This window comes from Nonomuraea sp. NPDC004186, assembly GCF_053603495.1.
In genome coordinates, this window is record NZ_JBSGFQ010000097.1 from 32,881 (window position 1) to 47,625 (window position 14,745).

Here is a 14,745-nt window from a genome sequence, read left to right on the forward strand (position 1 = left end):
ACACTGTACGCACAAGGGAGTGGCGTACGCAACCGAGGCGGGCCCGCGTCCGGACGCGGGCCCGCCCCTACCGGGTCAGTCCCGGTTGCGGGTGAAGTGGAACGGGCAGTGGCTGCCGCCCAGGCCGATGGTGGTGCGGCGCTCGAATGCGAAGCCGTGCCTGTCAGGCTCGATGGCCTCGATCCAGTTGGCGTCGAACGCGCACATGACCGGGGTCAGCTCGGGAGCCCCGTTGGCGGTCAGCACGTCGTGGTAGAAGCACCGGCGGACGTCGACGTGGTAGCGCCGGTCGTCGTCGGCCGGCCGGTCGAAGACGAACCCCTTGCCGAACGCGTGCTCCTCGCGCGACTTGGACACCGCCACCATGGCCAGGAAGGGGTCGGGAGCGGTGTCCAGCATGGCCAGGGTGCCCTGCCGGGTGGCCTCGCCGAGCGGCTCGACGAACGCCGCGCGCACGGCGTCGATCGTCGCCGGCCGGCCCAGCCTGGGCAGCAGCAGCTCGTAAGCGGCCACGAGGGCCAGGGTCATGCGCAGGTTGTGGCGGGCGGGCTCGTCGACGATCAGGTGCCGGTTCGCCGCTTCGAGCTCCTCGTGACGTGCCCGCATGGCGGCGACGAGATCGCCGTGCTCGCGGGCGAGATGGCCGTAGAAGCCGTCGAGGAGGAGGGCGGTGTCGCCATCGGGGTCGGGAACGTAGTCGCCGCCGGAGAGCCCGAACTGGTCGGTGGACATTGCGGTCCTTTCGGTACGGTGCTCGGTCCGTACACGGCCGCGATCTCGCCCGGAGGCATGACTGGCCGTGCTCGCGACCGAGCGAGCACGCCAGCGCGCTCCACCGACCTACCAGGCGCTGACAAGCTTGAGTTGATGTTGTCCCGGCCAGTCTAGCGATTGATCGTTCAGGCGAGCGCCCGGCCAGCGCGACCACGCCTCCGACGGCCGGCCCCACGACCACTACCAACGGGCTGCCCTTGAGCGCCTCGACCGCGTGGAAGCCCAGGTCACGATACCCGGACATGCCCCGACGAGCTGTTCGAGTCGGTGATCGCCATGCTGACGTCGGGCATCGCGGCGATGGCCGGCTAGATTTTTCCGGCTGTTCCGCCCGTGGCGAGACCGTCGCGGCCTGCGGCGATAAGGCGGGCGTCAGGGTGCGCCGGGCACCGAGATCTTGGGCTTAAGCAGGACTTACTCGCCGTTCGTCACGCTGGTGTCATCGGGACTCTAGGAGATGACATGGACGCGAACGCCCCTCGCGAGGACAGTGCCGGCGGCTGGAGCCAGTTCGGCGACAAGCCGCCCGCCACCGGGACCTTCACCCGGCCCGGGCCGGTGCTGCCGCCTCCTCCGCCGCCGCAGCGACGGGCCGGGTTCGTGCTCACGCGCAAGGCGGTCGCCGGGCTGGCGCTGGCGGCGTTCGCGGCGCTGACGGCGACCGCGCTCGGGGGCGGCGCCGTCGGCGCCTACGTCGCCGGCGCCGGGCAGCCGGTCCCGACGGTCACCAAGACCGTGGCGAGCCCGGTCTTCCGCACGGCCTCCGGCCAGCTCACGGTCGCGCAGGTGGCGGAGAAGGTGCAGCCGTCGGTCGTGATGATCCAGGGGCAGTCCGCCGAGGGCTCCGGCGTGGTGCTGTCGGAGGACGGGCTGATCCTCACCAACAACCACGTGGTGAGCGGCCAGGGCAAGCAGCTGACGGTCAAGTTCAGTGACGGCAAGACGGCCAAGGCCACCGTGGTCGGCACCGACCCGGCCACCGACCTCGCCGTCATCCGGGCCGAGGGTGTGTCGGGGCTGGCCAAGGTCACGCTGGGCGACAGCGACCAGCTCAAGGTGGGGGACGACGTGCTGGCCATCGGCAGCCCGCTCGGCCTGGACGGGACGGTGACGTCCGGCATCATCAGCGCGCTCGACCGTACCGTGACCGCCGGCGGCGGCCGGGGCGACCAGCAGCTCCCGCCGGGATTGGGCGGGCAGGGGCAGAGCCAGGCCGAGGAGCCGACCACGCTCGGCGGCATGATCCAGACGGACGCGGCGATCAACCCGGGCAACTCCGGCGGCGCCCTGGTGAACGCGGCCGGCGAGCTGGTCGGCATCAACAGCGCGGTCGCCGCCGACGGCGTCAACCTCGGCTTCGCGATCCCCGTGAACACCGCCAAGCAGGTCTCCGAGCAGCTCATCAGCAACGGCAAGGTGACCCACGCCTTCCTCGGGGTGAGCGTCACCGACGCCACCGGCGACGTGCCCGGCGCGCTGATCCGCCAGGTCAGCGCCGGCAGCCCGGCCGAGAAGGCCGGGCTGAAGCAGGGAGACCTGATCACCAAGATCGGTGACACGGCGGTCTCCGGCGGCGACACGGTGGTGGGCCAGGTCCGCGGGTTCAAGGTCGGCCAGCAGGTGCCGGTCACGTACCAGCGGGACGGCAAGACCGACACCGTGACCGTGACCATGGAGGAGAAGAAGTAACCCGTCTCCCGCGAACTTCCCGGTCAGGCATCGACCGGGAAGTTCGCGCGGAACACGCCCTGCGGGTCGCGGGCGCGCTTGAGCTCGCGCAGCCGGGCCAGAGTCCCCTCGTCGAAGGCGTCCGCCGCCCGCTCCCCCGCGGTCAGGAACGTGTACGGCTTGCGCCCGCTGACGCGCAGCTCCCCGACCAGCTCGGCCCGCCTGGCGACCACCGCGTCCTTGAGGTGCGGCAGCCCGAGACCGATCAGATAGAGCAGGTACGGCTCCGCGACCGCGCCCCGGGCACCCGCCCCGGGCCGCTCCTCGGCCAGCGCACCGCCCAAATGCCGCACCTGGAGACCGAGCAGCGGGGCCAGCGGAGCGTCCAGCAGGACCCGCTCGTCCAGCTCCGTCAGCAGCTCGGCACGGGCCATGGCGGGGGCGGGATCGGTCGGCTCGGCGGTGATGTCGCCCAGGTTCGCGACCGGCAGCGCGGCCCGCTTGTCCACGACAGCTCCGTCGATCTTGTCCAGGGCGGCCAGCAGCGCGCCGCCCTCGGCGGCGTCGCCCAGGTAGGCGGCGTCCACGGCCACCATGGGCGGCCCGTCGGGGAGCTGGACCCGGTTGAACCAGACCGACAGCTCGTCCGGCGCGTTCTCGATGATCCGCCGGTAGGCGTCGAACACCTCCGCGGTCCGCGGGCCCGGCCACATCACGCGCCCGCCGTACAGCCGCGGCGCCGGGTGCAGGTCGAACTCCACGGCGGTGACCAGCGCGAAGTCGCCCCCGCCGCCCCGCAGAGCCCAGAACAGGTCCGGGTCGGAGTCGGCGGTCACCCGGGACCGGTCGCCGTCGGCGTCCACGACGTCGAAGGCGCGCACGGAGTCCGAGGCCCAGCCGTACTTCCTGCCGAACCAGGACAGTCCGCCGCCCAGCGTGTAGCCGACCACGCTGATGGCCGGCATGCTGCCCGCCAGCCCGGTCAGGCCGTGCGGCCCGGCCTCCTGGAGCACCTGACCCCACCGGGCGCCCGCGCCCGCCCTGGCCACGCGCTGCCCGGAATCCACGGTTACGCCGTTCAGGTGGCCTGTACGCAGCAGGATCACGCCGTCGGTGGCTCCCGAGGCGCCGTGGCCGTTGGGCTGGGCCGCCACCGTGAGGCCGGACTTGCGGGCGTGGCGCACGAGGGCGGCCACGTCGTCGGCGTCCTCGGCCGTGATCACGGCGGCCACCGGCTGGGCGACCGTCAGGTTCCACGCCTTGGCGGCCGCGTCGAAGCCGCCGTCCTCGGGCAGCAGCACCTCGCCCCGCACGGCGTTCCGCAACTCGTTGAATGTCATGGTCTCTCCCGTTTCTGAGGTGTTCGGGGCTATGACGGAGCGGGAGGCGAGAAGGTGACCGCGATCGCCTGTCACCTTTGGCGGGGCTGCGCCGTCAGGTAGGTAGGAGCCCTGATCGAGGATGTGACCGTGGACGCCGACGACTTTCTTGCCGACCTGTTCGAGGAGCACCGCACCCATCTCAGGGCGGTGGCCTACCGGATGCTCGGCTCTCTCGCCGAGGCCGAGGACGCCGTCCAGGAGTCGTGGTTGCGGCTCAGCCGTACGGACTCGGGTGAGATCGACAATCTGGGGGGTTGGCTCACCACGGTCGTCGGCCGGGTCTGCCTGGACATGCTGCGCACGCGTACGTCACGGCGCGAGGACCCGCTGGAGCAGCGGCTGCCCGACCCGGTCATCAGCCCAGAGGACGGGGGCGACCCCGAGCAGCAGGCGCTGATCGCCGACTCGGTCGGGCTGGCACTGCTCGTGGTGCTGGAGTCGCTCAGCCCGGCGGAGCGGCTGGCGTTCGTGCTGCACGACATGTTCGCGGTGCCGTTCGAGCAGATCGCCCCGATCGTGGGCCGCACTCCCGCGACGGCCAAGAAGCTCGCGAGCCGGGCGCGGCAGCGCGTACGCGGGACGGTCCCGTCGCCCGACCCCGACCCGGGCCGGCAGCGCCAGGTCGTGGACGCCTTCCTGGCCGCCGCACGCGACGGCGACTTCGAGGCGCTGCTCGGGGTGCTCGATCCGGACGTGGTGATGCGCCTGGACGCGGGAGCCGCGGGCGGGATGCGGACGATCATCGGCGCGGCGGCCGTGGCCGGCGAGGCGACGAACTTCCGGCGGTTCAGCCGCGCCTACACGGTCGAGCCGGTGCTGGTCAACGGCATGGTCGGGCTCGTCGGCAGGGAGAACGGCCGGCCCCGGTCGGTGCTCGGCTTCACGATCACCGACGGCAGGATCACCGCCCTGGAGATCCTCAACGACCCGGAGCGCCTCGCCCTGCTCGACCTGAGCGCGTCGGCCGGGTAAGCGTCAGCGGAGGGAGATGTACAGGGCCTCGCCGACCTTGCGGTAGCCGACGCGGGCGTAGACCCGCGCGGCGCCGTCGTCGGCCGGGGTGAGGAACGGGGTCGTGACCCCGGCGCCCGCTCCCTCGCGGGTCAGCAGCGCCGTGACCGCTCCCGCGATGCCGCGCCGCCGGTGCGAGGGCAGCACCGCGATGCCCGCGACCTCGGCGACCCCCTGGTGCGGGCGGCCGAGCTGCCCGGCGCCGACGGCCTCCCCGGCGTCGAAGGCGGCGGCGATCAGGCCGCCGCCGTCGAGGACCCGCCGGAACCGCGCGATGTCGTGCTCGGTGGGCTCCGGCGCGTCGAACGCCTCGTTCATCACCCGCGCGACCTGCCAGAGGTCGGCATCCTCGGTCACGAGCGCGACCCGTACGTCCACCGGCCGCTCCACCACCTCGTCCGGCGGGCACACCAGCAGCGGGTAGCGCCCCTCCTGGGCGAACCCGGCCGCGAGCAGGGCGTCCTCCACCTTCGGGGACACCTGCGGCACGTATTCCAGGCGGGGCGTCCTGGCCCGCGCGCGGAACGCCTCGACCAGCCCGGCGACCTCGTCCGCCGTGGGCACGGCGTCGTCGTCGGGAACGGCGTAGTTGAACGGGAGCGCGTCGTCGTGCTCGTCGAACTTGATCGTGAACGGCCCGCACCGGACCGCCCGGTCCCCCGCCATCGACCTGAGATAGGCATGCACGTCAGCGCCCAGCAAATGCGTTCTCCTTCCCGAAGGATCCGACGCATACGCTATCGCCAGTGGCGCCTGATCACCCGCCCCCGGGGACGATCAGGCCGCTCTCGTAGGCGGCGATCACCGCCTGCACCCGGTCCCGCAGCCCCAGCTTGGTCAGCACGTTGCTGACGTGGGTCTTCACGGTGTGCTCGCTGACGACCATGGCCTGCGCGATCTCCGCGTTGGACAGGCCGCGGGCGATCATGCGCAGCGTCTCCTGCTCGCGTGCCGTGAGCACGGCCAGCCGCTCCGTCGGCGGCACGGCCGGACGGGCGGCCGCTCTGGCGGTGAACTCGGCGATCAGCTTCGTGGTGACCGACGGCGCGAGCAGTGACTCGCCGGCCGCCACCACCCGTACGGCGTGGATGAGGTCGTCGCGGCGGACGTCCTTCAGCAGGAACCCGCTCGCCCCCGCGCGCAGCGCGTCGTAGACGTAGTCGTCCAGGTCGAACGTGGTCAGCATGAGGACGCGGCAGCCGCTGTCCGCGCACACGATCCTGGCCGCCTCGATGCCGTCCATGACCGGCATGCGGATGTCGAGCAGCAGCAGGTCGGGACTGTGCTCGCGGACGGCGGCGACGGCCTGCTCGCCGTCCCCCGCCTCGGCGACGACCTCGATGTCCGGCTGGGCGTTGAGGATCATGCTGAATCCGGCGCGTACCAGCTCCTGGTCGTCCGCGACCACCACGCGCACGCTCATGCCGCCACCGCCCGGCCGGCCAGCGGGAGCCGTACGAGGACCCGGAAGCCCGGCCCGTCGGGGCGCCGGCCGAAGTCGGCGGTGCCGCCGCAGGCCGCGGCCCGCTCGCGGATGCCGATCAGGCCGTTGCCGCCCGAGGGGAGCGAGCTTCCTGAGCCGCGGCCGTCGTCGGCAATGTCGATCATGAGGGTGTCGTCCTGCCAGGCGAGTCTGATGTCGGCACGGGCCGCGCCCGCGTGCTTGACGATGTTGGTGAGGGCTTCCTGGGTGATCCGGTAGGCGGCGATCTCCGTGTCGGGAGTCAGCGGCCCCGGCTCGCCGGAGCTGGAGTATGTCACGTCGAGACCGGTGGCCCTGACCTGTTCGGCCAGGGTGGTGAGCGCGGCGATCGTCGGCTGCGGCGCCCGCGGGCCCTCTTCCTCCTTGAGCACGCTCAGCATGCGGCGGAGCTGGATCATGGCGTCGCGCCCCGCGGCGGCGATCGCGTCGAAGACGGCCTCCGCCCTGGCGGGGTCGCTCCTGACCACCACCGGTCCGGCTTCGGCCTGGACGACCATGAGGCTGACCGCGTGGGCCAGGATGTCGTGCATGTCGCGGGCGATCCTGGCCCGCTCGCGTTCGGCGGCCCGCTCGGCCTCGGCCTGGCGCTCGCGGGCCAGCTGGACGGCGCGTTCCTCAAGCGCGGCGGCGTGGGCCCGGGAGGCTGCGGCGGCCCGGCCGATGGCGTAGGCGGCGGTGAAGAGCACGACGCCGCGCATCGCGGTCTCGGAGGAGCCGACGATGAGCAGGCCGCCGGCGATCGTGAAGGCCAGCATGATCAGGCGGGGCCACCTGGCGGAGTAGGCGGCCACGGTGTAGAGCGCCATGAGCGAGCCGTACCAGATGGGCTGCGCGGCCACCTCGTCGACGACGTCGTAGAGGCCGGTCGCGATGAGGCTGGCGGCCAGGACGGTCACCGGCGCGCGGCGCCGCCAGATCAGCGGCACCGCGGCGGTGACCACGACCGCGTAGCCCCACCAGTGCCAGGGCCCGCCGTACGGGTTCTCGCGGGTGAACAGCGGCCACAGCTGCGCGACCAGCACCAGCAGCGCGAGCGCCGCGTCCACCCAGATCGGCGGCAGCGAGCTCGACCACCGGCGAATCGCCGCAAAGAACCGTAGGTCGGACACGACATCCCATCTTGCCTCGTACGTCATGCGAGCGCTGCGGCGGGCCTGGGCGTGGCGGGGACCTGGCGGGCGACGGGGACGAACGAGACCAGCAGGCAGAGGGCGCCGAGCGGGATGAGGTCCTTCTCGATGAACGGCAGGATGAGGTCGACCATGACCAGGAGGGGCGTCCACACCCTGACCCGGCGCAGCGCCGCGAGCTGCACGACGAGGGCGAGCTGGCCGGCGAAGAACAGGAGCGGGACGACGTCGTAGACGACGGCCGAGACGCCGGGGACACTCTGGACCCGGTCGAACAGCACGCCCATCGCCTCGTTGTCGGCGGACATGAACCCGACCACGATGTCGATGCCGAACTGTGCGAGCAGCGCCACGACGCCGACGGTCCCGGCCGCCGCGCTCGCGGTGGCCGGCGCGTTCCCCCCGGCCATCCGCCGCATCTGCCAGAAGACGGGGACGAACAGGACGAGTGCCGCCATGAAGGCGAGGTGGCCGGTGGTCCACGCGATGCCGGGACCCCGGCTGCCGTCGAGGCCGTCGAGGATCCGGATCACGCCGTAGGCGAGTACGAGCAGGGGCGCGGCGATGAAGGGGATACGGGAGTTCATAGGGACGATCCTCGGCCTCGCGGGGGTCCTCGGGCATCGCCGGTGAGGGCGATTCCGCGCCTCCCTCTCAGGAGCGAGGACGAATCCGTCGCTCAGCCGCGCCGCTGCGCGTAGTGCTGCTGGATCAGCGCGGCCGCGCAGGCCATCGTGGCCAGGCCGAACCCGATGCCGACGAACATGTTGAGATCGGAGGTGGAGGTGACCATGTTGCCGACCGCGAAGATCGCCAGCAGCAGCCACAGCACGGGTCGGGGGATACGGACGGGGTTCATGGCGTGCTCCTCACAAGATCGGGTGACGCCCAAGACGCTACGGATCGCCGTCGCCACGGGCGATCCCGCCAGTGAGACAGCCCGAGGTACAGCAGGCTGTACTGTTCGTCCGCCATCACCTCTTTGCCCTGGGAGATGCCCTAGGGTCTGAGGATGCCGACTCCCGACGCGGGGCCCTTACGCCGGTGGGACATGGTGGCCCGGACCCGCGCCACCCTCGACGCCCTCGAACACCTCGTCGGCGGCGTCGGCACCGCGATCCTGGCGATCCTGGCCGTCTTCGTCGTGGTCATCACCGCGCTGGCCTGCCTCGTGGGGGTGGGCCTGCTCCTGGTGCCCACCGCGCTGCACGTGCTGCGCATCGTCGCCGACCGGGAGCGGGGGCGGCTGTCCCGCTGGGGGCCTGACGTCGTCATCAGTCCCGACCCGGTTCCGTCCGAGTTGCGGGCGGCGATCACGAACCCGGCGAGCCGGCGCGAGCTGTACTGGGTGCTGATCCACGGGTTCTTCGGGCTGCTGCTCGGGGCGGTCGGCATGACGCTGCCGCTCAGCGCGGTACGCGACCTCACGTTCCCGCTGTGGTGGCGGCTGATGCCGGATGGGGCGGGTGTGGACCTCTGGGTGGTGCGCGACCTCCCGGGCGCCCTCGCGGTCGGCGCGCTGAGCGTGGGCTGGATCGCGCTGACCCTGGCCCTCGTCCCCGGCATGGCGCGCCTGCAGGCGTGGCCGGGGCGGCGGCTGCTGGCCGCCGATCCCAGCACCGACCTGGCGCTGCGGGTCGCCCAGCTCACCGCGACCCGCGCGGAGGCGCTCGACGCGCACGCCGCCGAGCTGCGGCGGATCGAGAGATCGCTGCACGACGGCACGCAGAACCGGCTCGTCGCCGTCAACGTCATGCTCGGCGCGGCCCGCCGCGCGCTGGCCCGCGACCCGGCCACCGCCGACGCCATGCTCGAACGCGCGCAGGACGCCGCCGAGCAGGCGCTGGCCGAGCTCCGCGCGGTCTCCCGCAGCATCCTGCCCCCGGTGCTGACGGACCGGAGCCTCGCTGACGCGTTGACCGGCCTGGCCGCCGGCTGCCCCGTCCCCTGCCGGATCGACGTCGACATGCCCGGCAGGTGCGCCGCGTCCGTCGAGGCCACGGCCTACTTCGTGGTGGCCGAAGGGCTCACCAACATCGCCAAGTACAGCCAGGCGCGGCACGCCACCGTCACGATCCGGCGGCACGACGACCGGCTGGATCTCCGGATCACCGACGACGGCCGCGGCGGAGCGGACGAGCGGAGCGGGTCGGGGCTGGCCGGGATCCGCCGCCGGGCCGAGGCCCTCGACGGGACCTTCGCGCTGACCAGCCCAGAAGGCGGACCTACCACCATGAAGGTGAGCCTCCCATGCGGATTGTGATCGCCGAGGACGACCCGCTCCTGCGCGAGGGGCTCGCGCTGCTGCTGCGGGCGGAGGGGCTGGACGTCGTGGCCACCGCGCCCGATCCGGACGGCTTCCTGACCGCGATCGACGTCCACCAGCCGGACGTCGCCATCGTGGACGTCCGGATGCCCCCGACCCACACCGACGAGGGCATCGTCGCGGCCGTCGAGGCCCGGCGGCGCCAACCGGAGCTGGCCGTGCTCGTGCTGTCGGCGTACGTGGAGCAGGCGTTCGCCACCGACCTGCTCGCCCACGGCAGCGCCCGGCTGGGCTACATGCTCAAGGAGCGGGTGGGGCGGGTCGAGGAGTTCATGGGCGCGCTGCACCGCGTGGCGGAGGGGGGCACGGCCATCGATCCGGAGGTCGTCGCGCAGCTGCTGGCCCGCAGCAGGCCCGACAGCCGGCTCGACCGGCTCAGCCCGCGCGAGCGCGACGTGCTGGCGCTGATGGCCGAGGGCCTGGGCAACGCCGCCATCGCCGAGCGGCTGTTCGTCACCGACGGCGCCGTGCACAAGCACATCCGCAGCATCTTCTCCAAGCTCGACCTGGCGCCGACCGACCGGACCGACCGGCGGGTGGCGGCCGTCCTGCACTACCTGGAGAACGGGAAATAGCGGGCTAGGCGCCCAGGTCGCGGGCGATGTTGTCCAGCCTGGTCGCCAGATCCTCCAGGGCCTCCTCGCTCAGGCCGCCCTCCGGCAGCCGGGCCGCGAGCTCGTCGCGGTGCGCGATGACCAGGCCCTTGTGCGCGTCATCCACCTCATCGGCCGGCAGGACCACGCAGTCACCCCGGACGAACACCAACGTGGCGTCGGGTTCCTCCGACTGCAGCAACTGGCGGACGCATTCAAGATCGATGAGAGACATCTCTGCTCCTCTGCCCCGACTGACCTCAAACTGGGCGCTTACCCAGAGGGCGCTCATCCGAACGTCGGAGGGCCGCCGTCGGCGTGCGAGCGCCGCACGCTGAACGTCACCAGATACACGGCGGCCCCCAGCGCCACGAGGGCGGGCGGCACGGCGAGCAGCGGCCGCGCGGCCAGCAGGGCCAGCACGGTGAGGACCACCCCCACCAGCAGCCCGAGCGCGGCCGCCAGCAGGCGCACGCCGAGCCAGTTCGACGGCGGCGGCGCCTGCGGCCACTCGCCATGGCCGCCTCCGTGCACGTCGGGCACGCCGGTGTCGCTCACCACGCCGGAGGAGGTGATGTCCTCGGGAGGCGGCGGCTCGCGCAGCACGGGAGCGAAGAACTCGTCCTCGGGATCGTTGTCGCGCCTGTTCATCCTGGATCACCTCACCGGATCGGCTTCCTCCAGCTCGTGCAGGAACGGGTTGACCACGGCGTTCAGCTCGGCCAGGAGCGCTTCGAGCGAGGCCTGGGCGTCGTCGAGGTTCGGCAGGCCCGCGGCCCGCGCGTGGGTGGGCGTGGGCAGGCGCTCGACCGGCAGCGGCACGCGGAGCTCCAGCGTGCTCAGCGCGGTCGGCCGCTCGTACGGCGGCGGCACGTAGGTGGGCTCCTGGCGCTGCCAGCTCGACCAGCCCCGCGGCAGCGGGAACGGGAGCGGGGCGGCCAGCTCGACCACCGCCAGCAGGCCCGGCACCTCCTCCGGCCGGTGACAGGTCGCGTCCAGCACCCGCGGGTGGCGGCGCACGTAGGCGTGCTCCGCCACCGGGCGCGTGGCCACCTCCCACGCGCCCAGTGCGAAGTGCAGCGGGTCCAGAGTGACGCCGCCCGCGGCCGGCTCGCCGTGCACGGCTTCGAAGGCATGCCGCCATCTGCGCAGCTCCTCGCCGTAGCGCTCCTGCGCGCTGCCCGGCTCCGCGCCGTCGCGCCCTCGCGCGGCGCCGATCCAGAACGCCTGCGTGCCGGCCATGCGCCTCCCCCGGTGTCAGCCCTTGATCTCGATGCGGCGGGCGCGGCCCTTCTCGGTCTTGGGAACGCGCAGGATCAGGATGCCGTCCGTCAGCTCGCCGCCGATGTGCTCGGTGTCGGCGTCGCTCGGCAGGATCGTCCGGTAGACGAACCGTCCGGTGCGCCGGCGCAGCATCTGGCCCTTGTCCTCCTCGTTGATCTCCCCGGAGACGCACAGCTCGCTGTCGTTGACCTCGACGTTGATGTCGTCCCGCTTCAGCCCGGGAAGCTCCGCCCGCACGATGTAGGCGTCCGGGGTCTCCTCGGTCTCCGCCACCGGCCGCCAGGCTGCCATGTCGCTCTCCGCGCCCTGCTCGAAGAGCCGCCCCATCTGATCCCACAGCTGCTCGAACTCGGTGAAGGGATCCCAGGACCGCCTCTGCCAGGGAACACCCGCCTGCATCGCTCCGCGATTGCGCCTTATCGGCAAAGCCACTGCTTTCTCACCTCCGTGACGTGAGGGACACCGTCGTCCCCCTCCTCCAAATTCATCCCGTACCCGCAATCTTCCGTCATGAACGGTTCCGTCGCAGGTCAGAGGGCGTGTCGAAGCCATCGGACGGGGAAGCTGGGTGGACATGACCGACGGAACGGGGACCATGCCGGGCCCGGGCGCCGGGGAATCGGTCACGCTGGCGCTCGCGGGCGACACCATGCTCGGCCGCGGCGTGGCCGAGCGGCTGAGCCTGACCGCCGACCCGGCCGACTTCTTCGACACCGGCGTGCGCTCGGTGCTCTCCCGGGCCGATCTGGTCCTGTTCAACCTCGAATGCTGCGTCTCGGCCCGCGGCCGGCGCTGGGACCCGCTGCGCAAGGCGTTCCACTTCCGTGCCCCGCCCCAGGCCGCGGCGATGCTGGCGGAGCTGGGCGTGCACGCGGTCACGCTGGCCAACAACCACGCCCTGGACTACGGCCACGAGGCCCTCCTCGACACCCTCGACCACCTGGCGGCTGCCGGGATCCGCACCGTGGGCGCAGGCGCCGACCTGGCCCGGGCCTGGGAGCCCGCCGAGCTGAAGGTGGGGGATCTCCGCCTGGCGGTGCTGGGCGTCACCGACCATCCCCCCGAGTTCGCGGCCACCGAGCGCAGGCCCGGCGTCGCGTACGCCGACCTCGGCTCCGGGGTGCCGGACCGGCTCACGAGCACGATCGGGAGCCTGGACGCCGACCTCGTCCTGGTCTGCGTCCACTGGGGCCCGAACATGACCTCCAAGCCCGTCACGCACGTCCGCCGCGCCGCCCGGGCCCTGGTGAAGGCCGGCGCGTCCCTGGTGGCCGGGCATTCCGCGCACGTCTTCCACGGGGTCGCCGGACCGGTCCTGTACGACCTGGGCGACCTCATCGACGACTACATCGTGGACCCCGAGCTCCGCAACGACCTCGGGCTGATCTTCCTGGTCACCCTGGACGAGCGGGGCCCGGTACGGCTGCGCGCCGTCCCCATCGCGCTGGACTACTGCCGTACGAGGATCGCGAACGACATGGAGACCCGCTGGATCCGGGCCCGGTTCACCGCCGCCTGCGCCGACCTCGGCACCGAGGTCAGGTCGGAGGCCGGCACGCTCACCGTCGATCTCCGGCCACAGGTGGATTGACCGGACGCGCCACCCACTTCGGGTACGCGGTCAATTACCCACAGTGACCATATGGTGTGGTCAGTGGCCCTTTTGGGGTCCGGCACCTAGCGAGAGGATCGACATGGCGCACGAACCGAGAATCGACGTCGAGAGCAGAGCCCAGTCGGTCAGGAACAGCCTGACAGAGGAGCAGTCCGAGCGGATCGTGGACGCGCTCGGCGAGCAGGGGGTCTGGTTCTCGACCCCGCATCCTCGCGTGAGCGAGGCGCCCAGGCCCGACCGCGTCTGGGAGCTGGTGGGCGACAAGCCGCACCTGGGGCGCACGGCCACCGGGCGGGCCGCGATCTACCTGGCCGACGGGCACGCCGCGCTGACCCGGCCGCTGATCTTCGCCGACGGCTTCGGTTACGGGCCCAGCGACCTGGACGCGTTGTGGGCCCACTTCAACAGCGAGCGCAGCCCCGGGTTCCTGGACCAGCTCCGGACCATGGGCATCGACGTCATCCTCCTGGGCTTCGACCAGCGTCAGACGTACATCCAGGCCAACGCCGCCGTGGCGGTCACCTGCGTCCAGCGGGCCATCCGGGAGCGGCAGGGCGACCTCCCGCTGGTCGTCGGCGGCGTCAGCATGGGCGGCATGATCACCAGGTACGCGCTGGCGCGCATGGAGACCGAGGGTGCCGACCACCAGACCGACAAGTACTTCTCCTACGACACGCCGCACCTCGGCGCCTGGATCCCGCTGGTGCTCCAGCAGCTCGCCTACCTGCACGAATCGCTGGAGCCGAGCGCGAACGGCCCCGGGCAGGCCGAGCTGATCCGCAGCCCGGCCGCGCAGCAGCTCCTGTGGGCCTGGGTCGAGAACGAGGACTACTCGGGCCCCGTGACCACCGCGAGCCCGCTGCGCACGGACTTCCTGGACGACCTGCGCCGGGTCGGCTGGTTCCCGATCCGCCCGTACAAGCTGGGCCTGGCCAACGGGGTCGGCGACGGCACGGGGCGCGACCTGCCGCCGGGCACGCCGGTGTTCGACCTGCACTACGACCCGCTGCAGCTCACGGCCAAGATCCAGCCGGACATGGGCCAGCTGCAGAACGTCGGCACGGTCAAGTTCGGGGCTCCGACGTGGACGAGCGCCACCTCGCACGTGGCCGCGTTCGACGGGGCGCCGGGCGGCACGCTCGACTCGTGGGGCAGGGTGGCCGACGCGATCGGGCTGCCCGTCCAGGATCGGTTCCGCCACAGCTGCTTCGTGCCCGCGGTCAGCGCCATCGCCCTGGCCAGGGACCCGTACCAGTGGCAGACCGACCTGTACAGGGACCTTACCGAGCTGCCGAAGGACGAGACATTCCTGGACGCGTTCTGCTGCGACACGGCCAACACCGAGCACGGCAACGTGTCCGAGGTGCTGATCGACTGGTTCCTGGAGCTGGACCGATCCAGTCCCGTGCCGCTCTACTTCCAGGTGGCCGAGCAGATCGCCGAGGCCATCCGGCGAGGGGACCTGGCGCCCGGCTCCCG

The 14,745-nt window shown here is 72.2% G+C and carries 17 protein-coding genes; 6 read left to right on the forward strand and 11 right to left on the reverse strand.

The annotated features are described in order from the left end of the window. Positions 1 to 75: 75 nt before the first annotated feature. Complete coding sequence (locus tag ACWEPL_RS49155; protein ID WP_452440364.1) at positions 76 to 732, reverse strand: L-2-amino-thiazoline-4-carboxylic acid hydrolase; 657 nt, start codon at positions 730 to 732, stop codon at positions 76 to 78. Positions 733 to 1,236: 504 nt separating this feature from the next. On the opposite strand from ACWEPL_RS49155, the gene ACWEPL_RS49160 reads away from it, so the two are divergent. Beyond that, positions 1,237 to 2,463 (forward strand): S1C family serine protease, encoded by a 1,227-nt coding sequence (locus ACWEPL_RS49160; RefSeq protein WP_452440365.1) that lies wholly within the window; start codon positions 1,237 to 1,239, stop codon positions 2,461 to 2,463. A 23-nt stretch (positions 2,464 to 2,486) separates the two neighbouring features. Here the strand turns inward: ACWEPL_RS49160 and ACWEPL_RS49165 are convergent, their stop codons facing one another. Continuing rightward, positions 2,487 to 3,782, reverse strand: coding sequence for an FAD-binding oxidoreductase (locus ACWEPL_RS49165; RefSeq protein WP_452440366.1), 1,296 nt, complete (start codon positions 3,780 to 3,782; stop codon positions 2,487 to 2,489). Between the two features lie 129 nt (positions 3,783 to 3,911). On the opposite strand from ACWEPL_RS49165, the gene ACWEPL_RS49170 reads away from it, so the two are divergent. After that, positions 3,912 to 4,796: a sigma-70 family RNA polymerase sigma factor gene (locus ACWEPL_RS49170; RefSeq protein WP_452440367.1), complete on the forward strand. Its 885-nt coding sequence runs from the start codon at positions 3,912 to 3,914 to the stop codon at positions 4,794 to 4,796. Positions 4,797 to 4,799: 3 nt separating this feature from the next. On the opposite strand, the gene ACWEPL_RS49175 is transcribed toward ACWEPL_RS49170, so the two are convergent. The 5 genes from ACWEPL_RS49175 to ACWEPL_RS49195 form a co-directional block, all read right to left on the reverse strand. Beyond that, on the reverse strand, positions 4,800 to 5,537 hold the full coding sequence (locus ACWEPL_RS49175) for a GNAT family N-acetyltransferase (RefSeq protein ID WP_452440368.1): 738 nt from the start codon (positions 5,535 to 5,537) through the stop codon (positions 4,800 to 4,802). 55 nt (positions 5,538 to 5,592) lie between these two features. Next, positions 5,593 to 6,258 carry a response regulator gene (locus ACWEPL_RS49180; RefSeq protein ID WP_452440369.1) on the reverse strand — a complete coding sequence of 222 codons (666 nt, stop codon included), beginning with the start codon at positions 6,256 to 6,258 and terminating at the stop codon, positions 5,593 to 5,595. Further along, positions 6,255 to 7,427, reverse strand: a complete 1,173-nt coding sequence (locus tag ACWEPL_RS49185; RefSeq protein ID WP_363978130.1) for a sensor histidine kinase — start codon at positions 7,425 to 7,427, stop codon at positions 6,255 to 6,257. The genes ACWEPL_RS49180 and ACWEPL_RS49185 overlap by 4 nt, the downstream gene beginning before the upstream one ends. Before the next feature lie 23 nt (positions 7,428 to 7,450). Continuing rightward, on the reverse strand, positions 7,451 to 8,035 hold the full coding sequence (locus tag ACWEPL_RS49190; protein ID WP_363978127.1) for a hypothetical protein: 585 nt from the start codon (positions 8,033 to 8,035) through the stop codon (positions 7,451 to 7,453). A 92-nt stretch (positions 8,036 to 8,127) separates the two neighbouring features. Further along, positions 8,128 to 8,307, reverse strand: a complete 180-nt coding sequence (locus ACWEPL_RS49195; RefSeq protein ID WP_363978124.1) for a hypothetical protein — start codon at positions 8,305 to 8,307, stop codon at positions 8,128 to 8,130. Positions 8,308 to 8,460: 153 nt separating this feature from the next. Here ACWEPL_RS49195 and ACWEPL_RS49200 point away from each other — a divergent pair, with 153 nt between their 5' ends. Beyond that, on the forward strand, positions 8,461 to 9,711 hold the full coding sequence (locus ACWEPL_RS49200; protein WP_363978121.1) for a sensor histidine kinase: 1,251 nt from the start codon (positions 8,461 to 8,463) through the stop codon (positions 9,709 to 9,711). Continuing rightward, positions 9,699 to 10,349: a response regulator gene (locus ACWEPL_RS49205; protein WP_452440370.1), complete on the forward strand. Its 651-nt coding sequence runs from the start codon at positions 9,699 to 9,701 to the stop codon at positions 10,347 to 10,349. The genes ACWEPL_RS49200 and ACWEPL_RS49205 overlap by 13 nt, the downstream gene beginning before the upstream one ends. A gap of 4 nt (positions 10,350 to 10,353) precedes the next feature. Here the strand turns inward: ACWEPL_RS49205 and ACWEPL_RS49210 are convergent, their stop codons facing one another. From ACWEPL_RS49210 to ACWEPL_RS49225, 4 genes are read right to left on the reverse strand one after another with little or no spacing between them, the layout of a single operon-like run. Then, positions 10,354 to 10,602 (reverse strand): hypothetical protein, encoded by a 249-nt coding sequence (locus tag ACWEPL_RS49210; protein WP_355193840.1) that lies wholly within the window; start codon positions 10,600 to 10,602, stop codon positions 10,354 to 10,356. A 53-nt stretch (positions 10,603 to 10,655) separates the two neighbouring features. Beyond that, positions 10,656 to 11,018 (reverse strand): hypothetical protein, encoded by a 363-nt coding sequence (locus ACWEPL_RS49215; RefSeq protein WP_355193838.1) that lies wholly within the window; start codon positions 11,016 to 11,018, stop codon positions 10,656 to 10,658. Between the two features lie 6 nt (positions 11,019 to 11,024). Further along, positions 11,025 to 11,609, reverse strand: a complete 585-nt coding sequence (locus ACWEPL_RS49220) for a hypothetical protein (RefSeq protein WP_363978112.1) — start codon at positions 11,607 to 11,609, stop codon at positions 11,025 to 11,027. Between the two features lie 15 nt (positions 11,610 to 11,624). Continuing rightward, positions 11,625 to 12,050 (reverse strand): Hsp20/alpha crystallin family protein, encoded by a 426-nt coding sequence (locus tag ACWEPL_RS49225; RefSeq protein ID WP_350723475.1) that lies wholly within the window; start codon positions 12,048 to 12,050, stop codon positions 11,625 to 11,627. A 175-nt stretch (positions 12,051 to 12,225) separates the two neighbouring features. Between ACWEPL_RS49225 and ACWEPL_RS49230 the strand changes: the two genes are divergently transcribed. Together ACWEPL_RS49230 and ACWEPL_RS49235 are read left to right on the forward strand one after the other, a co-directional pair. Then, positions 12,226 to 13,242 (forward strand): CapA family protein, encoded by a 1,017-nt coding sequence (locus tag ACWEPL_RS49230; protein ID WP_363978109.1) that lies wholly within the window; start codon positions 12,226 to 12,228, stop codon positions 13,240 to 13,242. A gap of 103 nt (positions 13,243 to 13,345) precedes the next feature. Further along, the coding region (locus ACWEPL_RS49235; RefSeq protein WP_452440372.1) for a hypothetical protein at positions 13,346 to 14,745 on the forward strand (1,400 nt) is incomplete at its 3' end.